This window comes from Laceyella sacchari, assembly GCF_004343255.1.
Taxonomy (GTDB): domain Bacteria; phylum Bacillota; class Bacilli; order Thermoactinomycetales; family Thermoactinomycetaceae; genus Laceyella; species Laceyella sacchari.
On record NZ_SMDD01000002.1, the window covers coordinates 74,206 to 96,349 of the forward strand.

The following is a 22,144-nucleotide window of genomic DNA, read 5'->3' on the forward strand; positions in this document are numbered from 1 at the left end:
ATGGCACAAGCGCTAGTCAGCGTGCAGATTCTGCCGCACACCCCAAATGGAGAAAGCGTCATCCCCTATGTGGACAGAGCGATCGAAATCATTCAGCAAGCAGGGGTACCTTACCGCGTCGGCCCGTTGGAAACGACGATGGAAGGGGAATTGCCTGAGTTGTTGGCGATTATCGAGCGCATGAATGAGGCCATGATCGAAATGGGCTGTCCCAGCGTGTTGCATCAGGTGAAAATCTACTTTAATCCCGCCGGCGCATCGATCCGCGGGTTGACAGGCAAATATGATGAAAAACAGTAAAGCGTTGGCCCCATTCGGCATGATTTTGTTGCTGTTAGCCGGATGGGAACTAACCGTCCGCACCAAACAGGTGGAAGCGTGGCTGTTGCCGTCACCCTCCGCTGTATATGAGGCTTGGACGGCATCTGTGGATCGGACACTGGAACACCTTGGGGCGACAGTGGAGATCGCCTTGAGCGGACTGGGCTTTGGTCTTGTAGCTGGACTGCTCCTCGCCACGCTCTTTCATCTGTCACCTTTGTTGCGCGCCATGTTCCAACCGCTGGTGGTATTGTCGCAAAATGTGCCGATGATCGCCTTGGCGCCACTCTTAATCATGTGGCTAGGCTTTGGCATCATGCCCAAAATCTTGGTGGTAGCGATCGCTTGCTTCTTTCCGATCGCCGTATCTACGATGGATGGATTCCGACAGACCGACCGCACCCTGCTCATCTATATGGAAATGGCCGGGGCCACACGCTGGCAACGCTTTAGCAAGCTGGAATGGCCTTCCGCCTTGCCTGCCTTTTTCTCCGGCCTTAAACTGGCGGCCACATACAGCGTGATGGGCGCCGTGATCGCCGAATGGCTGGGAGCCAAAGAAGGGCTCGGCGTCATGATGCAACTCGCCTCCGCCTCTTTCCGCACGGACCGGGTGTTTTTGGCGATGTTTTTCATCGCCGGAGTAAGCTTGCTTCTGTACGCCGCCATCTGTCTCATCGAGCGGCTGGTGGTTCGATGGCGCCCGCAAGTGAAGGGAGGGGCACCCCGATGAAGTTGGAAGTTAATGGCCTTTCCTTCGCTTATGGACAACGTCCTGTGATCGATGACCTGCATTTTGTTGTGCGTCAAGGGGAGTTCGTCTCGTTGATCGGCCCATCCGGGAGTGGCAAAAGCACGTTGTTTTATTTGCTGGGAGGCCTGCACTGCCCGCAAGCGGGAGACATACTTCTGGACGGCCAACGGATCAACGGTGAGCGTGGTCACTTGGCATATATGCCACAACAGCCCTCGCTGATGCCGTGGCGCACGATTCTTGATAATGTGCGCTTGGCCCAAGAACTGAGCGGGCTCAAGAACCCCACGCAACTCACACATTTGTTGCGTGGGGCTGGATTGGCCGAGGTCGCCGACCGCTATCCGCACGAGCTGAGCGGAGGCATGCAGCAACGGGCGGCTTTTATCCGCGCGTTGGCAAGCAACCGCGACTTGCTTTGCCTGGACGAACCGTTCGGTTCCTTGGACGCACTCACGCGAACCCGCATGCAAACTTGGCTCTTACGTCTCTTAGAGCAAGAGAAGCGCACCATTTTGTTTATCACGCACAGCATTGAGGAAGCGATCTTGCTGTCTGACCGCATCTTGGTGTTAAGCGCGTCGCCGATGAAGGTTATACGGGAAGTGCCAGTGCCTTTTGCACGCGGACAGGCCCGTTATGAACGGCGCGGCACGAAGGAATGGTTGGCATTGCAACGGGAGCTTGAAACGATGTTGCTCGGTTAGGAAATGAAAAAAGCGGGGAAAATGCTGCGAACGTAAAGCTTTCTCCCCGCTTTTTCTTGCTCTCAAACACCATATCACACCAACAATACCAATCCCCTGCACAGCAACATGCGCAGGGGATTGGTATATTTAATAGGAAACGCCAGTCCGCTTGTGTGTCCGTTTAAATTCATCAGGTAACGGATCAAAGAACTGCATATCCAGTCTTTTTACGAAACGGCCATCCGGTGTAATATGCCCGGAACCCCAAGTCGGGTCCATCGTCACCCAACGTCCGTTCAACTTGGCTTCTACCCAAGCATGACGTTGCCCACCCGCCTCGCCTTCCACAAAGCGACTGGGGATGTCTATGCTTCGTAGCAAAGCGAGAGTCAAGAACACATAATCCTGACACACTCCTTTGCGAGTGGACAACGATTTAATCGCACTGTCGTTCCAAGAGAACCGGTTATTCCGAAACTTATCCATGTCATAAGTCATATTTTTGGCTACATAGGTATAGATGGCGCGGGCTTTCGCGCGGTCGGTCAATTTGCCTGCGGTGATCTCTTTGGCCAAATCGACGATCAACGGATGATCGGATTGAATCCCGCGGCCTGGCAAAAGATCACGTCCATCCATTTGCGCCCGGCTGGTCACGCGAAAGGTCGCCACTGTGAAAAAGCGGAAGTAATCGCGGTTTTGCGAGGTGATCTCCGGCGCGTACAACGTCACATTGTATTCTCCCGCTCCAAAGCGTAACCAAATCTTGCTGTCAAATTGATAGCCTCCCACAGGCAAGAAATAGGTCGCTTTGTCCTTGCCTTTCTGTATGCGGACAATCATGTGCGTCGTTTGTTTGGCAAAAGGTGCAGATTCATCAATGCGGCCCGCGATACGATAAGTCAGGTCGGCCTGCTCGCCACCCACCAGCGGTGCTGTCAGGTGAATCCCCCGTTCGGCGTAAAGCCTGGTGAAGCGTATGGGTTCCTTCTCCTCCGCCAGCGGGTGATTCACATACAAGGTGGCCCCGTCCAGATAGGTTCCTTTCCGCTTGCTGTCAGGCACCAATATTTTCAGCTGATGAACCCCTTGCCCGTAAGTCAGGGGAATTTGTTCTTCAAACTGCCCTTTTTCCACAGAGACGACCCGGCGCGTTTCCCGTGCCCCCCGCTTCAACTGCACCAATACGGTACGCACATCGGAACGGATACGCCCTTTTAAGGAGACCGCTTCCCGCTTCTCGCTGTATCCCATGACCGGCTCATCCAGTTTGAGCTTCGCTTTTGCGGCCGCGACGCTGTATGACACATCCCGCTCCACAACATCGTTCAGATTCGCGGCGATAAACGAAGCCATCAAATAATAAGTATCTTCCTGTTCCTCGCTTGGCAATCTCAGTGTAACCCGATATTCCCCTTTGCCTTGAAACAGGCGAATCTTCTCATTAAACTGTCCCTGCTTGACGGGTGCGTAAACATCCTGTTCATCAGGAAGGTCGGGGTTCCCTCCCTTGCCCATGTATTTAATGTGTATCCATACGTATGGTTGGGACAGACTTTGATACTGGGTGATTTTTCCCGCCACAGGCAACATCGTGTCCACATGCATCTGATTGTGCGCAGGCTGGTTTAAGGTGGCTCCCATCTTTTTGGCATAAGGCTCTAAGGTGATCTCCTCGTTACTATGCCGTTTGTTTTCATCTTCCATAAGCTCTTGAAGCGTCGGCTTCTTTAACGCGGACGACACCCATTTGTCAGGGGCGAATCCCCCCTCCTCATATGTAGCCATGCCAATGACACAAACTGTCAGCAGTGCGCAACAGGTCACTATCCATCTCATGTTCATCGCTCTCCGGCCTTTCCGTCATTCTTTTCGGTCAAGCTCTTCGGACAAACGTGTTTTTTCACTTCTCATCACATATTTAAAACAACTCAGAAAAGATTATTTGCGAACCATCCCTTTTCCCCCTACCGCGACGGTTGCCGAATCGATGCCTTCCACGGGTTGGTTCATCTTGTAAACTTTATGGTTAATCACATCGCTGATCGTCTGGATATCCAATTCATCCCGCATCTGGTTAACCAGTGACTGATACAAATTGGAAAATTGAATCGCCACTTCTCTTGTCTCCAAACATTTCGGATTAAACAAAATCCCTCCTGTCTGTGAAACGGAGAAGAGGCTCTGGATTTTGGACAGCGTCGCCAAAATGTCTTCCGGCAGAATCCACATCGATTTGCGACGAAAAGTGCGCAACCGAAAGTGCGACTCAATGATCTGCGAGCGATACTCTTGCTTCTTGAGAAAAAAGTAAGCAAGCAATGCCTGATTGAGATCATGCATAATGGTGCTCAATTCCTTGTACAACGCCAATCGCTCCTGCATCAAGAGTTGCGTTTTGGGCCCCAACTTCAACGCTTCCGAAGTGAGCACCGTATTCACTACTATGGTACCGCAAAACAATAATGTCGAAAACAGGCTGGAGATGATCGCCGCATCGACTTCCGGGCTGAAATTGAGTTTCCATGATAATCCCACCAGCCCCAGCAACAACAAGACAAGCCCCACGCTGATGTATATCCACTTCTTGCGCAATCTCTTCTGCATGGTTTCTCCTCCGTCAAATGAAACGGGGCATGAAGTCCCGCCTCACGCCCCGTTCATCTCGTCACTTCGGCAAATGTGCTAAAAATGTTTCTTCGTCCCAGACCGTGATCCCCAACTTATTCGCCTTATCCAATTTGGAGCCTGCCTTCTCTCCAGCGATAAGCAGGTCAGTTTTCTTGCTCACACTGCCAGTCACCTGGGCGCCTAACGACTCCAGCAATTCAGATGCTTCCTTGCGCGACATGCGCTCCAACGTACCAGTGATGACCACGGTCTTGCCCGCAAATGGACTCTCCTCCGCTCCATCCCCAGCTCGGACAGGTGCAGGGCCGGTATAATGCATATTAACGCCCGCTTCTGCCAAACGACGCAGCGTCTCACGCACTTCTGGCTTCTTCATGTAAGTGGTAATGCTAGCCGCCATCTTCGGACCGATTTCTTCCAGTTGGGTCAACTCTTCCTCCGTCGCCGAAAGCAACGCGTCCATGGAGCCGTAATGTTGCGCCAAGATCTTGGCGCCCTTGGCCCCCACAAAGCGAATGCCCAAGCCAAACAACAGCCGCTCCAGCGAGTTGGATTTGCTCGCTTCAATGGCGCGCAGGAGATTGGCCACCGATTTTTCTCCCATGCGTTCCAAACGCAACAGATCTTCGCTTTTCAGATAGTATAGATCGGCCACACTGCGCACCAACCCCCGCTCAAACAGTTGGGTGACCACTTTTTCGCCCAGACCCTCGATGTTCATCGCGCCGCGCGACACAAAATGGATGATCCCTTCCCGGGTTTGCGCCGGGCATGCGGGATTGATACAGCGCAGGGCCACTTCCCCCTCCAAGCGGACCAGCCGGCTGTCGCATTCCGGACAGTGCGTCGGCATGGTGAAGGGCCGTTCGTCCCCTGTCCGCTTATCGGTGAGCACAGCCACCACTTCCGGAATGATGTCACCCGCTTTTTTCACTATCACATGGTCTCCCAACATCAAACCCTTTTCCCGAATCATGTCTTCATTATGCAACGAAGCCCGTTTGACCGTCGTTCCCGCCAGCGAAACCGGCTTTAGCACCGCGGTGGGCGTGACGACGCCGGTGCGCCCCACATTTAGCTCGATCTCCTCCAACCGGGTGACTGCCTCTTCGGCGGGGAATTTGTAGGCAATCGCCCAGCGCGGACTTTTGGCAGTGAAGCCCATCTCTTCCCGCAACGCTAAATCGTCCACCTTGATTACGATGCCATCGATATCATACGCCAGGTCAGGACGGCGTTCCTGCCATTCTTGCACGTACTGGAGCATCTCTTCGACACCTTCAACCGTCCGCCGTTCGGGGTTTACTTTAAATCCGAGTTCGGACAGGAATGCCAACGCTTCAGTATGGGTCGTAAAAGAGAGTCCCTCGCTCTGCCCAATTCCGTATAAGAAAATGTCCAATGTCCGTTCTGCGGCCAGCTTGGGGTCCAATTGCCGCAGGGAACCGGCAGCAGCATTGCGCGGATTGGCAAACAAGGCTTCCCCGCGCTCCTCCCGCACGCTATTCAAACGCGCAAACGCAGCTCGCGGCATGTACACTTCCCCGCGCACTTCTAAGCTGACTGGCTGACGCAACTTAAGCGGCAACGAACGGATCGTTTTCAGGTTTTGCGTGATATCCTCCCCCACCGTTCCGTCCCCACGAGTAGCGCCGAGCACAAACCGGCCATCCTCATATCGCAGGGAGACAGCCAAACCGTCGATTTTCAACTCGCATACATACCGCACCGGCTTGTCTCCGGCCGCTTTTCTCACCCGCTCATCAAATTCCCGCAAGTCTTGTTCGTTGAAGGCATTACCCAGACTGAGCATCGGAGACAGGTGCTCCACCTTCTCAAAATGGGGCAGGATTTCCCCACCTACACGCTGGGTCGGCGAATCAGGAGTGGAAAGCTCCGGAAACTCGCGCTCTAACTCAATCAATTCCCGCAGCAATTGATCGTATTCCGCGTCAGATATGGTCGGTTGATCCAACACATGATACCGGTAATTGTGTTCATTCAGTATGTCATGTAACGCTTGTACGCGTGCTTGGGCTTGTTCCAAATTCAATCCGTTTCATCCTCCTAAACTTAAGGACTGCATGTGAGTGGGTAAACACAGGCCACATGACGCCTTACGCTTTTTTGATCGGGGCGTACTTGGCCAACAGCTTTTTCACGCCGATCGGCGCCGGAAATGCGATGTTCAATTCCAAGTCCTCGCCTTCCCCTTGTACTTTTACCACTGTTCCCAAGCCCCACTTGGCATGTTCGGCTTTATCTCCCACCCGCCAATCGGCCACCACATTGGGGGTCGGCCGCACGACTCTGCGCGGGGTGGCGTTGCTGACTGATTGCCTGCTACCAACTTCTTCCACCAACTCTGCCGGAATCTCCTTCAAAAAACGTGAAGGTAAGTAGGAGGTGGTTTGTCCATAGATCGTTCGCGTCCGGGCGCGCGTCAGATGCAACACTTTCTCTGCCCGTGTGATGCCCACATAGGCGAGCCGGCGTTCTTCTTCCATCTCGTCTTCGTCATCCAACGAGCGCATATGCGGGAAGATCCCCTCTTCCATACCTACCAAGAAGACGGTGGGAAATTCCAACCCCTTGGCACTGTGCAGGGTCATCAGCACCACTGAATCCCCCTTGTCCGCCTCTTCCTGCTCGTCCCCCAATGCATCCAAATCGGAGATAAGTGCCAAATCGGTCAAAAATGCAACCAGCGACTTATCTTCATTGTGCTTCTCAAATTCTTGGGCCACCGATAGGAACTCGTCGATGTTCTCCAACCGGCTGGCAGCTTCCAAGCTGTTTTCCCGTTTCAATTCCTCGCGATAACCACTACGCTTTAAGACCTCTTCCGTGATCTCCACCGCCGACAAGTACTCGATCATGGCGTGCAGGTGGCGCACCAAGTCCACAAATTCGCTGAGCGGCTTCAATGTGCGTTGCGTCAGACCGATTTCCTCCATTTCCAACAAAGCACCAAACAGCGACAATCCGTGTTCACGGGCATAACTCGCAATCTTGTCCAATGTCGCTGCGCCGATGCCGCGCTTGGGCACATTGATGATCCGCGTCAAGCTCAGATCGTCATGCGGATTGACGATAAGGCGTAGATAAGCGAGCACGTCTTTGATCTCTTTGCGCTCATAGAATTTGATTCCGCCGACAATCGAATAGGGGATGTTGGCCTTCATCATCACTTCCTCCAACACCCGCGACTGGGCGTTGGTGCGGTAGAGAACGGCGAAGTTTTTATAAGGTTGCCTTTCTTTGCGACCCTGTAAAATATGCTCGGCCACATAGTGCGCTTCCTCATGCTCCGTCCCCGCCTCAAACAGGTGAAGCATTTCTCCCTCATCATTGTCCGTCCACAACTCTTTCGGCTTGCGCTCGATGTTGTGGGCAATCACATGGTTAGCGGCGGCCAAGATCTTCTTGGTTGAACGGTAGTTTTGTTCCAATTTGATCACGGTCGCTTGGGGATAATCGCGTTCAAAATTGAGGATATTGGTGATATCTGCACCGCGGAACCGATAAATGGACTGATCCGAATCGCCCACAACACAAAGGTTTTGATGTTTTTCGGCCAGCATCTTGGTAAGGATGTACTGCACATGGTTGGTGTCTTGGTATTCATCAACATGGATGTATTGAAACTTCCGCTGGTAATAATCTTTTACTTCGGGTTGGGTTCGCAACAACTTCACCGTCACCATCAACAAATCATCAAAATCGAGCGATTCGTTGGTGCGCAGTTTGTCTTGATATTTCTCATACACGTCAGCCGCTACTTCATCCATAAACGTCTGGGCATGCGCCTTCATGTCACCCGGTTCGTACAACATATTTTTGGCATGGCTGATCTTGCCCAGCAAAGTGCGCGGCTCAAACTTCTTGGGATCAAGGTTTTGCTCTTTTAACACTTGTTTGATCACCGTCAACTGGTCAGATGTGTCCAGGATAGTGAAATTGCGGGAATAACCCAGCCTGTCGATGTCTCTGCGCAACATGCGGACGCACATGGAGTGAAATGTGGAGATCCAGATTTCTTCTGCCATCGGGCCCACCAACTGGCCAATGCGCTCCTTCATCTCCCGCGCCGCTTTATTGGTAAATGTGATCGCCAACACATTCCAAGGATGAATCCCTTTCTCCGCTAACAAATACGCCACGCGATGTGTCAGCACGCGGGTCTTGCCACTGCCCGCTCCCGCAATGATCTGAACCGGCCCGTCGGTTGTTTCCACGGCCTGCTTCTGCATCGGATTTAGTCCCCGCAGAAGTTCCTCACCGGTTTTTAACACGCTGATCACCCTTTCTATTCGTCTCTTTCACCCACTTGACCGTCTTAGCCGCCCGTTCTGCATGGGTGTAGATCAAATTGCCGACGACGACGGTGTCGGCAAGCTCAGCCGCTGCCACCGTTTGCTCCTTTGTGGTGATACCACCGCCGTAAAAGATACGGCTTTTCCTGCATACACGTTGTGCAGCATCCACCAACGCCATATCACCAAATCGTCCGCTGTATTCGATATACAGCACCGGCCAGCAAAACAAATGTTCGACCAAACGCGCATACGCGACCATTTGCTCCTCCGTGCAAGCCGTCTCCGCCTGCGTGAGGCGCGCCACTTTGGCTTCCGGATTTAGCACCGTATACCCCAATAACAGCACTTTGTCCCACGGGATCAGGTCTCCGTACCTGCGCAAGGCATCCACATGCGCACCGTGAATCCAGCGCGCTTCCTTCGTATTGATAACGGTGGGAATCAAATATCCGTCAAATCCCGGTACCACCGCATTGATCTCCGAAACCTCTTGCACACACAAAACTCCATATTCACGGACACGATGGAGCAAATCCCTTGTGTTTTTAAACGTAATCCCATCCGTCCCGCCGACGATAATCGCATCCGTCCCCGCATTGCATACCAGCTTGAGGGCCAGATCGGAAATCGTCCGGTTCGGGTCTAATTTAAACACATGCCGCCACCTGGCGGCCCGCTCTCTCAATATTGTCATTGCTCATCTCGCCCCCAAACCTACAAGCATTATTATACACTGGGTATTGTGGCAAAAGAAAACCCCGCCTATATGAATAAGCGGGGACTATTTGGTGACAAAGGGCCGGAACCGTTTTTTGCGCGCTTGCCTCCCGCGGTCACGTCAGCGAAAAAAGCAGTTGTTGCCACGATCGCTCTTCGGGGTACCGGCCTTCTTGCCTGCGATCAGGCTTTGTTGCCTTCCTCTTTATACAGGCGATCCAAAGCGAGCTTATACCCATCCGTGCCGTAATGAAGACACCGTTTGACGCGGGAGATCGTAGCCGTGCTCGCTCCCGTCTCCGTCTCAATCTGGTTGTAGGTGTAACCCTCTTCCAACATGCGCGCCACTTCCAAGCGTTGCGCAAGGGATTTGATCTCATTCACGGTACAGAGATCTTCGAAGAATCGATAGCAATCTTCCATATTCTCTAGATGAAGTACTGCATTGAACAATTGCTCGACTTCTTTTTTATTCAACTTGTTGAGTTGCATCCTTTTTCCTCCTCATGGCGAGGGCTTATAGCTTTTACTCTTTAAAGTAACACATTCTTTCATGTGTGAAAAGATTTTTGTCCTATTCCCTTTTAACCAAATGCCCTGATCCCTCCGCATGTGCAGCTTACCGCACGTGGGTGGGAACAGTCGGCAGAAGCCCCACTATTCATAAGAGTAAGCGCTTTCTGTCTGTGTCCATTTACAGTATACAAGAACTACTTGGTTTTGGCACGTCTTTTGCGATCATCCCCGATGCCACTGATCTGCTCGACATAGGTGGCTGAAAAATTATTCACGGGCGAAAGATGCGCACCATGATGCACAATTGGTACAATGGAGGAAAGAGTTTCCACTGACGAAACGAGGTGATGGTTTGTGTATCAAGGTGAAACATAAGAGCTACAAGAGTTCAAGTAATCCACTGCGTCAGCAAAGACCGGAAGCAGCAGGCGCTCTTCCGTGTGGAGCAGCCAGGCTTCGCCGGTTTCGGCATAAATAAATCAAATCAACCTTTCATCCTTCCTCAACCCATTTTTTACAAAAGCCACCTAATATAAAATATAGGGAATTTTTGCTTTCAATGGAGATGACAGGCTTGCGCCGCCTCGTCCATCACCTTCACGGCCAAAGGGGCATCATCCAGCTCCTCGCTCCTGAAGTCAATAAAGGCGAACATGTCGTCGATCAAGTCGCTCTTTCGCGAGTTTTCCCTTTTTTCTGTATCCTGATTGTTTGATTCCCTCTTCGATGAAACGAGTACCGTCGACGGATGCCTGAGAGAGGGCGCCAATCACACATCGGACGGGGTGTCGCCGGGTTGATGGAACCATGTTTGAAAAGAACGGCTCAACTTGCAAGGGAGGCAGAAACATGCACATCGGAGTTATCGGATTAGGCTATGTCGGATTGGTGACTGCGGTTTGCCTGGCCACTCAAGGGCACCGGGTCATCGGCGTGGACGTCGCGCAAGCCACCATCGACCAGTTGCAAAACGGAAAACCACCCATTTACGAAACAGGGCTTGCAGAGCTGTTGCGCCAAGCGCAGTCCGGCGGCGCAATCCGCTTCACGACGGATATCGCACATGCCATCAAAGAATCTACCGTCCTGTTTGTGACGGTGGAAACGCCTTCCCTGCCAGATGGCTCGCCCGACCTCAGCCAAGTGTGGGAAATATGTGACCAGCTAGCCATTTACGGGCAAGCGGGGCAGTTGGTCATCATCAAAAGCACCGTTCCGGTCGGGACAACCGATGCCTTCGCCGAACGGCTATCCAATAACCATCACATCCAATTTCTCGATGTGGTCCACAATCCAGATTTTTTGCAACAAGGGCGGGCGGTGGACGATTTCCTTTCCCCTGACCGCATCGTTGTCGGCTACGAAAACGAATCGACCATTCCTTTGATTAACGAACTGTATCATTTCAATCAAACGCCCATTCAATTTTGCCGGCGTACCAGCGCCGAACTTATCAATTATGCGGCCAACGCTTTTTTGGCGATGAAGATTTCCTATATCAACATGTTTAGCCAACTCTGCGAGACGTTTGGCGCAGATGTCACTGATATCGCGCAAAGCATTGAAAACGATCCCCACATGGCCCCGCATTTTCTCAAAGCGGGTATCGGCTATGGCGGTTCATGCATCCCGAAAGACATCCACACACTGATTCAGACGACTCGGGCGGAGGGAGTCCCCTTGCCGCTATTGGAAGCGGCTGACCGAGTCAACGCTTGGCAAATGACGCGCTTCGTGGAAAGAATCGAACAACGTCTGGACGCGCTAGCCGATAAACGCATCGCCTTGTTCGGACTCTCCTGCAAACCGGGAACTGACGATATCCGAGAAGCCCCCTCCCTTCGGTTCACCGAGATCACCTTGGCCAAGGGGGCCCACATCGTTGCGCACGACCCATTGGTGAAGGCGTTTCCTTATCCTCAAGTGGAATTATTTTCTGATCCATACACCTGCATGCAAGGCGCAGATGCCATCGTCATTCTGACGGACTGGCCCGATTTCCGCGCCATTAATTGGAAACGAATGTGTGAATTACCTAAAGAACCGCTCTTATTTGATGGGTGCAACCTATTCTCCATTCAAGAAATCAAGATGTTAGCCGGGTCTTGCCCGTTGGAGTACCATTCCATCGGTCGCCCCTGTGTAAAGACATTTGAATCCGAGAAACAGGTAAGGTAGAATGAGAAACGTATTGCGAAGAGAGGAGAGTTCCACATGGCGATCAAAGGCCGTATCGAACTGGAAAACGGGGGCCAAATTCTGATTGACTTTTTCCCCGAAGCTGCACCTAACACCGTGAAGAACTTCCAAAAATTGGCGAACGAAGGGTTTTACAACGGACTCACCTTCCACCGGGTCATCCCCGGCTTCGTCAGCCAAGGCGGTTGCCCCCATGGCATCGGCACGGGAGACGCAGGATACACCATCCCTTGCGAAACGAAAAACAACCCACACCGCCATGTACCAGGTGCGCTATCCATGGCCCATCGCGGCCCAGACACAGGTTCCTGCCAATTCTTCATCGTGCATGAGCCCCAGCCTCATTTGGACGGGGTCCACACGGTATTTGGTCAAGTGACATCCGGCATGGAATACGTAACCAGCATGAAACAAGGCGAAAAAATGAAAACCGTAGAAGTATGGGAAGAATAAACCCAACAAAAAGACTGCTACCCTAATCAAGGTTAGCAGTCTATTTCAATTCTTTAGCTGAAAAATCACTAAACACTCGCCTCTTCTTTCCGTCTGCATTTATAAATGCGGGCAATGCCGTCAGCGATGCACTTGGCGTACTCTTCTAAAAATGATTCAAGGGATAACAGGTGATTGTCTTCTTCATGGGTGATATATAATGATTTGACTGCAATCGCCGGCATCTTCACTTGTCTCAGCTCCAACATCTGTCCGTCAATCCACTCCGTGTCGTTCTTCTTTCCCAAATCCGCCACCCCGTGCTTGCGCATGAATAAGGCGATTTGATTATGCAGCCAACATTGGATCCGGCGTGTTTCGCATCCGGCGACCACGCTGACATAGGAAGCGAAGCCCGATGCTTTCGGATCAAGGGAAGCGTTGGTATGGATACTTAAAAATAAATCCGCACCGCACTGATTGGCCCATTGAATGCGCTCCTCTGTACTGGTCGTGACATCCATCGAGCGTGTCATCGTCACCTGAAGGCCATCATAGCGAAGCAGTTGCCTGCGGATGTGACGGGCGATGTTTAAGCACACCTCTTTTTCCGATAATTTATTCCCAACCGCTCCGTAATCCGCACCACCGTGTCCCGGATCTAAGCAAACTAACACCACAATGTCACCTCACGACTCACCATTCTCCACTCCTCGTCGTCTTATCCATTAGTTCCCGTCTTACACTATACCAAAACACCATTCCACGCCAAACTTTTTCTTTTTTCGTGGAGCGGGCCGATTCGGAAAAGAAGGAAGGCGACATTCCACTTGGAACATCGCCTTAAAAACCCGTCACGTCAAAAACGGTCTTGAATCACCAATTGATCGAGCGGCAACCGGTTGGTCGGACGGGCCGGAGCTTCGGCTTTCCCCACAGATATCAACATAACAGGTACATACCGTGCGGGAATGTTAAATTCCTCGATCAGCGCCTGCCGGTTGAAACCGCCCATGGGACAAGTGTCATACCCCTTCGCTTTCGCTGCCAACATCAGTTGCATAGCCGACAACGACGCATTCATTATCGCTTCATCGCGCGCAAATTGCGGGTTGTTGGTATACGCGCCATCAATTTGCGAAATCATGTTGTCGTGGATTTGTTGGGTGATGTGCCCTTCTTTCAACGCTTCGCCATAGATCTGATGCCCCGTTTTATTCGCTTCCAAATCCCCCAGCACCGCTATCGTGACGCAAGAGTCAACCACTTGCTCTTGGTTGTAAGCGATCGGTAACAATTTTTGCTTTTGCTCAGGCGAAGAGATGACGAGATACCGCCAATGTTGCAAGTTCCAGGATGAAGGGGCTTTGGCCGCCAGTGTAAGGATTTCCTCCAGATCCGCTTGTGGCATTTCCACTCCTTTTTGGTACTTGCGCACACTGCCGCGAGCTAGCATCACTTCGATAGCCGACGCTGCTGTCGATTGTGTCATGAGCGATTTCCACCTTTCATAAAAAATAACTCGTTAAACTCATTTTACTATATTATAGTAACTAAGTATACAAAAATAATAAAGACCTCAAAAACAAAAAAAACTTTCTTTCACATGCTTGCCACTGGTTATGAGCGAGGCTCCCTCACCAACAGCGTACAACACTCCACATGGCCCGTTTGTGGAAACATGTCTACCGGTTGCACTTCCTGCACCCGATATCCCAATTCCAGGAGCAACTTGGCATCCCGGGCAAGGGTGGCGGAGTTGCAGGAAACATAAACCAACCGCTCCGGACGCATGTCAGCCACCGTCTTAAGTAACACAGGGTCACACCCTTTGCGCGGTGGATCAACAATGACCACATCCGGTTTAATCCCTTCTTCCAACCATTTGGGCATCACTTCCTCCGCGGCTCCGACGGCGAAATGAGCGTGAGTGATCCCGTTCAATCGAGCGTTGGCTTTGGCGTCGCGAATCGCCTCAGGCACGATTTCCACGCCGTACACCCGTTTGGCGTGTTTAGCCAAGTACAGGGCAATGGTACCGATGCCGCAATAAGCGTCGATGACGGTCTCGTTTCCGGTCAAGGCGGCATAGCGCAAAACCTGATCGTACAGCACTTTGGTCTGGCTGGTGTTCACTTGGTAGAAGGAATGGGGAGAGATGGCGAATTTCACATCGCCAATGGTATCGTGAATCACTTCTTTTCCCCACAATCGCTTGTTTTTGGGACCCAAGATCACATTCGTCCGTTTGCTATTGATGTTTTGCACCAACGATGTCAGCTCTGGAAACGCCGCCACCAGCCGTTTAACCAACTCCTTGCGCTTGGGCAGGGATTCTCCGTTTGTGACTAGCACAATCATCATTTCTCCGGTGTTGGAACCGATTCGTACCATGACATGGCGCAACACCCCCGCATGTTTTTGCTCGTTATAGATGGGGATGCCCAACTCCTCGGCCTGCGCCTTGACGAAGCGAATAGCCGCATCATTTAATTCGTGCTGGATTACGCACGATTCCATGTCAATGATATTATGAGACCCTGGTGAGTAAAAGCCGGCGACTACTTTTCCCTGCCGCCGCCCGAACGGCACTTGCGCTTTATTGCGATAGCGCCACGGATCACTCATTCCCAACACCGGATGGATCAGCACATCATCCATCCCGCCAATCCGTTTGAAATGGTCAGCCACCTGTTGCCGTTTGTGCTTCAACTGCGCTTCATAGGAAAGGTGCTGGGACTGGCAGCCACCGCAAGCCTCATAGACGGGGCAAACCGGTTCGATCCGATCGGGATGGGCTTGCACCAGCTCCAACAGCTTGCCGCGCGCGTAATTTTTTTTGACGGATTCGATCCGTACCCGCACAGTTTCACCGGGCACAGTCAAAGGGACAAAAACGGCGAATCCCTCATATTTGCCCACACCGGCTCCGTCATGAGCCTGTCCCGTCACCTCTAACTCAATCATTTGTCCTGGCTGCACAACCAACAGTCATTCCTCCATTAGCTATCATAATCTTCTATACTGTTCCGCCTGCTACAAGGCCCGATGGGACGTGCGGCTTTTATCCATTCATGAAAAAAACGTCCACCGCTGTATGATGAACGCTAAGGGCAAAAAATCTCGAGACGGCGCGGCATAATCTCAAACCTTCCCACCAAATGGCCGCCATGTTCCCCATCCAAATTCAGCTTCAATGTTTCAGGCGAGTCTACGTCGATTTGTTCCGTTTGGAAATAAACCACCCGCGAATCATGCACATGCTCCCCCTTCATGGCCAATGTTGCCAATTGCAGGAGATCTGTCATGTTGGTCTTGGGCACTACCAATACATCAAACAGACCATCACTGATATCGGCCGTGGGCGCCAACCGTTCAAAACCGCCTACCGACACGCTGTTGGCAATAATAAAGAGCAGGACTTCCGCTTCCCACTCCCCGCGCGGAGTCTGCAAACGCAACGGAAATGGCTTATGCAAGGTTCCCAGCTTCTCAATCGCTTTTGCATAATAAGCGAAAGGACCCATCATGGTCTTCAGGCGGCTGGGCGCTTCATAAGTAACTTCGGTGATTCTTCCCGCAGCGGCCACGTTGATGAAATAACGCTCACCGAATTTGCCCACATCAACCAAGGTGGTTCGGCTCCCAGTGATGACATCGCATGCTGCCAAAATGTCCCGTGGCAACCGCAACGCCCGCGCCAAATCGTTGGTTGTTCCCGCTGGCAAGATGCCCAATTTGGGTGGATGCTCACATCCGGCCAAGCCATTGACCACTTCATGAATCGTCCCGTCCCCTCCCGCAGCGATCACGACATCAAACTTCCGTTCCGCCGCCTGGCGCGCTTCCTCCGCTGCCGTCCAACGTTCGGTCGTTGCATAGCAAGAGGTTTCAAACCCGGCTTGTTCCAATTTGGTCAGCAGCTGTGGCAATTGCTTGACGACCAATTCCCGACCCGCAGTTGGATTATAAATCAGGCGAGCGCGTTTCATTTCACTGCCACCCCCCTGTATGCTTTCACGGATGCTTCCATTATGATTTTAGTTTACCCAACTTCCACCCCGACTTCACATTCAGATCGAACAATCCTGTGTCGATTTCCCCCGCCAACTGCCAACTCCCCGTTATCATGAGCGCAAAAAAGCCTTTTCCCGTAGCCAAATAGCCGGGAAAAGGCCAGGACACATGTTTCAATCAGTGTGGCAAGTAAACCAGTTGGAACAAGAACAGCACAGCAAACATATAAACCAGTGGATGAACCTGCTTACCTTCTCCTTTGCACAGCTTCATCAACGGATAGGAGACAAAGCCCAACGCGATACCGGTAGCGATGCTGGATGTCAATGGCATGCTCAGAATCACCAGAAAAGCAGGAAACGCTTCATCAATGCGATCCCACTTGATATGGGCCACATGCCCCATCATCAGTGAACCGACCACGATCAGTGCGGGTGCGGTGATTGCCGACAGCCCTGACACGGCACCGATCAACGGGCTGAAGAAAGCGGACACCGCAAACAGCAAAGCCACTACAACCGCCGTCAATCCTGTCCGTCCTCCTGTCGCTACACCTGATGCCGATTCAATATAAGCAGAAGTTGGGCTCGTTCCAAAAATCGAACCGATGAGAGTTGCCAGCGAATCGGCCAGGATGGTCCGCTCCCCGCGCGGCAGGTGATCCCCGTCCATCAGCTTCGCTTGTTTAGCCACTCCCAACACGGTGCCGGTGGTGTCAAACAGCGTCACCAGCAAAAAGGAAAATACGACTGCATACAAGCCGAAATCAATCACATCCTGCACAGCGGTGACCGGATTGGAAACCGCCAACTGTTCAGGTATGCGAGGCAAAGACACGATTCCTTTGTCAAATGACAATTTCCCCATCAAGGTAGCGATGATTCCCGTACCCAGCATCCCGATAAACAGAGCACCATTGATGTTTAGTGCCAGGCAGATCAAAGTAATCGCCAAACCGATCAAGGTGAGAATCACCGAAGGGGAGTGCAGATCGCCAAGTGCTACCAAGTTGCTTGGATGATCTACCACCAACCCTGACATGCGCAATCCGATAAACGCGATGAACAAACCGATTCCGGCGGTGATGGCGCTTTTCAAATTGCCGGGAATCACTTCGATCAGTTTGGTTCTCAGAGGAGTCAAGGACAGCAGAACAAACAGCACTCCCGCGACGAAAACAGCGGCAAACGCAGCCTCATACCCCAATCCCTTGTGCCCCTGCACCACAGAATAGGCAAAATAAGCATTCAACCCCATCGCCGGCGCAATCGCAATCGGATAATTGGCGAACAATCCCATGATCAGGGTACCGACAATCGTTGCGATCACCGTAGCCATAAAGCTCATTTCAAACGGAACACCGGCATCTTTCAAAATAATCGGGTTGACCACAATAATATATGACATCGTGAAAAACGTCGTCAGACCGGCGACGATTTCATTTCGTACAGTCGAGCCAGCTTTTTTGATATTAAACATGAATGAGTTCCTCCGAAACACGAATATTAAACATCACAACAACAATATTATTCGTTTTTTAATCTTTTTTCAATGGGTGATTTTTCTATCTGTGCTAACCCGGTCAATAACAGGATGCATCCTCCCCTCCCAAACCATGCAAAAAAACAGCACCTTTCCCCAGTTGATAAGGAAAGGTGCTGTTTTCGCTTTCGTTCTTTTGCCGATTATTTATCCAGCCATTGGGTGTGAAACACGCCTTCTTTGTCCACCCGCTGGTAAGTGTGCGCTCCAAAATAATCCCGTTGTGCTTGCAACAGGTTGGCAGGCAGCTGCTCAGAGCGGTAGCTGTCATAATAGCTCAGTGCGCTGGCAAACGCCGGTACCGGGATGCCGTTGAGCACCGCTGCGGCAACCACTTCACGCCATGCTTCTTGATATTCTTCCACAATGCCTTTGAAATAGGGATCCAAGAGCAGGTTGGTCAAGCCGGGATCGCGGTCATACGCTTCCTTGATGTTTTGCAGGAAGCGAGCACGGATGATACAACCGCCACGAAAGATCATCGCGATTTCACCCGGCTTCAAATCCCAACCAAACTCGTCGGAAGCGGCTTTCATCTGTGCGAATCCCTGTGCGTAAGAACAGATTTTGCTCGCGTAAAGGGCTTTTCTGATCGACTCCACAAACGCTTTGCGGTCTTGAATTACGGTACAGCCCGGTTTCGGCCCAGAGAGCAGCTTGCTCGCTTTGATCCGCTCATCTTTCATCGCTGACAAAAAGCGTGCATACACCGATTCGGTGATGATAGTCAAAGGCACACCCAAGTCCAGCGAACTTTGGCTGGTCCATTTGCCTGTCCCTTTTTGGCCAGCGGTGTCCAAAATCTTTTCCACCAACGGCTCGCCGGTCTCTTCGTCCACTTTGGCGAAAATGTCAGCAGTAATCTCGATCAGGTAGCTGTCCAATTCGCCTTGATTCCACTCGGCGAACACTTCATGCAGTTCCCGGGCATCCATGTTCAAAAGGTGTTTCATCAAGAAGTATGCTTCACAGATCAACTGCATGTCCCCATACTCAATGCCGTTGTGAACCATTTTCACATAATGACCGGCTCCGTCCGGACCGATATATGTACAGCAGGGCTCCCCATTCACTTTGGCGGAGATGGCCGTCAGAATCGGCTCCACCAACTGATAAGCTTCACGCTGTCCGCCTGGCATGATCGCTGGCCCTTTCAACGCCCCTTCTTCACCGCCGGATACACCCGCGCCGATAAAGTGAATGCCCGCTTCAGACAGCTCTTTGTTGCGGCGAACCGTATCCTGATAGAACGTGTTCCCACCGTCGATCACGATGTCCCCAGGTTCCAAATACTTTTTCAACTGGGCGATCATATCATCCGTCGGCTTGCCCGCTTTCACCATCAACAAAACCCGTCGCGGACGTTCCAACGAATTGATAAATTCTTGCATCGTGTATGTGCCGACCAGTTTGCGTCCTGCATGCTCTTCCAGCATTTGTTTTGTTCTTTCCGGTGACCGGTTGAACAAGGACACGGTATATCCTCTGCTCTCAATATTCAAGGCCAAGTTTTTGCCCATGACTGCCAGGCCGATTACGCCAATATCACTTTTCGCCATCAGGCTCCACCCTTTCTTCTCATCACATTGGCCTCATCGGTGTCAATCTACCGTGAGGCTTTACAAATCAAACATCGGAATGTCCCATGCAAACGCCCGTTCCACAAACCAAGCCAGCCCGAACAAGGCGATTACGATGGTTAAGCCACGTGCCACAAGGACAGATGGCTTGTACCGCCAGGCATAAGTCAGCAAGGGCCACACCAAAGCGACTAGGACGATTTGTCCCACTTCTATCCCAATGTTAAACGAAAACAATGCCGTCAACAAATGGTTTTTCGGCAACTGGATATCCGCCAAAGAACCCGCAAATCCCAAACCATGAATCAATCCAAAATAAAATGTCAGCACCCAGCGCTTTACCCATGGTTTCCCTTGGGCCAACCAAACATTTTCCAACGCCACGAACAAAATGCTGAGGGCGATCAACGCTTCCACCCATTTAGACGGAACAGCCAAGATATTCATCATCGCCAAGAACAATGTGATGGAATGCGCGACGGTGAACGAAGTAACCACCTTAAGCATCTCCCGCCAATGATCGCGCACCAGTAGAAGCGCCAGCAAAAAAGCCAAGTGGTCAAACCCAAACCAAATATGCTCCACGCCCAGCTGGAAAAATTCTTGCGCGGCCACCCACCAAGACAGAGCCGTTCCGGCATGAACCGTCAACTCCCTGACACTCTCGCTGAAGACAAATGTGCTCTTCGTTCCATTTTCCAAGAGGGTCAGCACATTTTGATGCTGTTTACCTGCTACGTCAAAAAACAGGTCGTCTACAAAGGATAGCTTGCCCAATTTTTGATTGGATGAATAAACCAACTTCAGTTCCACATGCGCATGGTTCTGCCACTCTGCAGCCATTAAGCGCATCTGCATCGGCTGATCTTCATTGCTGATCTTAAAAGATTGACGGATTACGCGCTCCAGTTTGGATTTGGTTTCAGGTGACAATGGTTCATTTTGTTGCAATCGAATCCCATCGATCCGCGCCAATAAGGCTGCTTCCACCAACATCTCCACGGTGAGAGATGTCTTTTGCAACGAGGCTTTCGTCGACACAATGGTCAACGGATGGGCGGACGTTTGATGCACAGGCAATAACAAAAATAAGGCCAGGACGAAGGTCAACCACCTGCACCACCCGTTTTGCATCGGCATCACTCCTTGTCAAACATACTCACGATTATATCACGTTTGAACGAAGGCATTTGCCCAACTAGCGAAAATGTTCATACGCCTATGCACCTCGGGTGTTGTCCTTTTGCTTTGAAATCATTAGAGAGTAGCATAGTCTGAAGCCCCCCTTATAGTCAAGGGGAGCTTATCGGTTTCACTGCCCATACTTCCTGCACAACCGCCTCGATCCAGCGCGGAATCAAAGGGCTGGGCAAATAAGCTTGCCCCGTGTACAGCACCTCGGCGCCACTGAGTCGCTTTGGCAACTTGTTCCGGGTAAAAGTGCCCTCGCTCAAAAAGAGGGGCACAACCAACACCCGGTACCTTGTTGACAACGCTAAAAGCTGCTGTCGTACATTGTCTGGCAACAAGGTCGCACAGGCAACAGCGGCAAATCCCAGCTTGGCTTGCAATTGCCGAGCCAAACTCTCCATCATCGCCTGCCACCGTTCCTGAAAACCAGTCTGGTCACTCCCATGCCCCACCAATAATAACGCTTCTTCTGCTGGCTGGGTAGATAGAGAACCCGCCCGTTCGGCCAGTACCTTCACAATCAACGGATGATCATCCATGGCTGGGCACAAGCGAACAACCAGATCGCCTGGCACCGCCTGCTGAATCATTTCCTTGTGAGATTCGCCCCCCATGCCCAGCAGGTGACGGATCTCTTCTATATGGGTGCTTCCAGAGGAAACGAATAGTGGCACCGCGGCAAGGTCAGTCACCCCTTGCTGTTTCAGCGACGCGATCCCTTGCGCTACCGACCGTCCAGGCACATACTCCAAAAAACTGGTCGCCAGCGGAGCATCTACTGCCGCTTGGGACACAGCACAGTCAACCAAGTGCACCCAATCTTTGTTTTTTGAACCATGCGCGATCACCAGCACACCGCGTTTACCCATCCAGCCTCACCCCTGTGTTTTCAACTGCCTGTTTATGCTCTTTTTCGATAGATGCGGCGGTACGATTGCAGGCAGAGAAAAGCGAAAAACACGCTAACCAACCCGCTCAATATGCTTTCAGACACCAGCAATAGATTCACCAACCCGTCGGCCACCAGCAACCCGATTGTAATCAAATACACATAACGGGAAAACGGCTTACCTCTCAGCTCATAAAAAGTGACATAAAAATAAAGTGCTACCAAAAATGAATGTACGGCAAAGACGGGCAATTGAGCGACAAACAGTTGATAAAGCCCTCCGCCGAGAAACAAGACAGCGATGATCAGGTAAAAGCCCAACATCTCTGTCGCCCCCTTTTTAAAAG

At 51.6% G+C, this 22,144-nt stretch carries 20 protein-coding genes; 5 read left to right on the plus strand and 15 right to left on the minus strand.

Translation table 11 applies throughout. The features are described 5' to 3' along the window. The 3 genes from EDC32_RS07480 to EDC32_RS07490 are packed head-to-tail and all read left to right on the plus strand — an operon-like array spanning position 1 to position 1,782. Positions 1-300, plus strand: a complete 300-nt coding sequence (locus EDC32_RS07480; RefSeq protein ID WP_029071908.1) for a thiamine-binding protein — start codon at positions 1-3, stop codon at positions 298-300. Next, complete coding sequence (locus tag EDC32_RS07485; RefSeq protein ID WP_132221115.1) at positions 284-1,054, plus strand: ABC transporter permease; 771 nt, start codon at positions 284-286, stop codon at positions 1,052-1,054. Before EDC32_RS07480 ends, EDC32_RS07485 begins: the two co-directional genes overlap by 17 nt. After that, the gene (locus EDC32_RS07490; RefSeq protein ID WP_132221117.1) at positions 1,051-1,782 is read left to right on the plus strand and encodes an ABC transporter ATP-binding protein; all 732 of its coding nucleotides are present in this window, start codon (positions 1,051-1,053) and stop codon (positions 1,780-1,782) included. The genes EDC32_RS07485 and EDC32_RS07490 overlap by 4 nt, the downstream gene beginning before the upstream one ends. A 129-nt stretch (positions 1,783-1,911) precedes the next feature. Here EDC32_RS07490 and EDC32_RS07495 read toward each other — a convergent pair whose 3' ends face one another. The 6 genes from EDC32_RS07495 to EDC32_RS07520 form a co-directional block, all read right to left on the minus strand. After that, positions 1,912-3,603, minus strand: coding sequence for a transglutaminase domain-containing protein (locus EDC32_RS07495; protein ID WP_158283274.1), 1,692 nt, complete (start codon positions 3,601-3,603; stop codon positions 1,912-1,914). Between the two features lie 102 nt (positions 3,604-3,705). Further along, on the minus strand, positions 3,706-4,371 hold the full coding sequence (locus EDC32_RS07500; RefSeq protein ID WP_132221121.1) for a hypothetical protein: 666 nt from the start codon (positions 4,369-4,371) through the stop codon (positions 3,706-3,708). A gap of 61 nt (positions 4,372-4,432) precedes the next feature. Beyond that, a complete protein-coding gene (ligA, locus tag EDC32_RS07505; protein ID WP_132221123.1) occupies positions 4,433-6,448 on the minus strand; it encodes an NAD-dependent DNA ligase LigA in 2,016 nt (671 codons plus the stop codon). A gap of 64 nt (positions 6,449-6,512) precedes the next feature. Continuing rightward, entirely contained in the window at positions 6,513-8,690 is a 2,178-nt protein-coding gene (pcrA, locus tag EDC32_RS07510) for a DNA helicase PcrA (RefSeq protein WP_281275216.1), read from the minus strand. Next, on the minus strand, positions 8,674-9,408 hold the full coding sequence (gene pcrB / locus EDC32_RS07515; protein ID WP_132221125.1) for a heptaprenylglyceryl phosphate synthase: 735 nt from the start codon (positions 9,406-9,408) through the stop codon (positions 8,674-8,676). The genes pcrA and pcrB overlap by 17 nt, the downstream gene beginning before the upstream one ends. A gap of 206 nt (positions 9,409-9,614) precedes the next feature. After that, positions 9,615-9,923, minus strand: a complete 309-nt coding sequence (locus EDC32_RS07520; protein WP_132221127.1) for a YerC/YecD family TrpR-related protein — start codon at positions 9,921-9,923, stop codon at positions 9,615-9,617. Positions 9,924-10,796: 873 nt separating this feature from the next. On the opposite strand from EDC32_RS07520, the gene EDC32_RS07525 reads away from it, so the two are divergent. Both EDC32_RS07525 and EDC32_RS07530 read left to right on the plus strand, forming a co-directional pair. Further along, positions 10,797-12,125, plus strand: a complete 1,329-nt coding sequence (locus tag EDC32_RS07525; RefSeq protein ID WP_158283275.1) for a UDP-glucose dehydrogenase family protein — start codon at positions 10,797-10,799, stop codon at positions 12,123-12,125. A gap of 36 nt (positions 12,126-12,161) precedes the next feature. Further along, entirely contained in the window at positions 12,162-12,599 is a 438-nt protein-coding gene (locus tag EDC32_RS07530; RefSeq protein ID WP_022737042.1) for a peptidylprolyl isomerase, read from the plus strand. 68 nt (positions 12,600-12,667) lie between these two features. Here EDC32_RS07530 and EDC32_RS07535 read toward each other — a convergent pair whose 3' ends face one another. The 9 genes from EDC32_RS07535 to EDC32_RS07575 all read right to left on the minus strand — a co-directional run bounded on the left by EDC32_RS07535 (position 12,668) and on the right by EDC32_RS07575 (position 22,121). Next, entirely contained in the window at positions 12,668-13,255 is a 588-nt protein-coding gene (locus tag EDC32_RS07535) for an N-acetylmuramoyl-L-alanine amidase family protein (protein ID WP_158283276.1), read from the minus strand. Between the two features lie 182 nt (positions 13,256-13,437). Beyond that, entirely contained in the window at positions 13,438-14,070 is a 633-nt protein-coding gene (locus EDC32_RS07540) for a nitroreductase family protein (protein ID WP_132221133.1), read from the minus strand. A 128-nt stretch (positions 14,071-14,198) separates the two neighbouring features. After that, positions 14,199-15,560 (minus strand): 23S rRNA (uracil(1939)-C(5))-methyltransferase RlmD, encoded by a 1,362-nt coding sequence (gene rlmD, locus EDC32_RS07545; protein ID WP_342774502.1) that lies wholly within the window; start codon positions 15,558-15,560, stop codon positions 14,199-14,201. 125 nt (positions 15,561-15,685) lie between these two features. After that, positions 15,686-16,570 (minus strand): diacylglycerol kinase, encoded by an 885-nt coding sequence (locus EDC32_RS07550; RefSeq protein WP_132221135.1) that lies wholly within the window; start codon positions 16,568-16,570, stop codon positions 15,686-15,688. Between the two features lie 202 nt (positions 16,571-16,772). Next, positions 16,773-18,074, minus strand: coding sequence for an NCS2 family permease (locus tag EDC32_RS07555; protein ID WP_132221137.1), 1,302 nt, complete (start codon positions 18,072-18,074; stop codon positions 16,773-16,775). A 206-nt stretch (positions 18,075-18,280) separates the two neighbouring features. After that, positions 18,281-19,696: an NADP-dependent phosphogluconate dehydrogenase gene (gndA, locus tag EDC32_RS07560; protein ID WP_132221139.1), complete on the minus strand. Its 1,416-nt coding sequence runs from the start codon at positions 19,694-19,696 to the stop codon at positions 18,281-18,283. Between the two features lie 60 nt (positions 19,697-19,756). Next, entirely contained in the window at positions 19,757-20,851 is a 1,095-nt protein-coding gene (locus EDC32_RS07565; protein ID WP_158283277.1) for a HupE/UreJ family protein, read from the minus strand. A 158-nt stretch (positions 20,852-21,009) separates the two neighbouring features. Next, a complete protein-coding gene (locus tag EDC32_RS07570; protein ID WP_132221143.1) occupies positions 21,010-21,777 on the minus strand; it encodes a sirohydrochlorin chelatase in 768 nt (255 codons plus the stop codon). Between the two features lie 32 nt (positions 21,778-21,809). Continuing rightward, positions 21,810-22,121, minus strand: coding sequence for a hypothetical protein (locus EDC32_RS07575; protein ID WP_132221145.1), 312 nt, complete (start codon positions 22,119-22,121; stop codon positions 21,810-21,812). Positions 22,122-22,144: the final 23 nt, after the last annotated feature.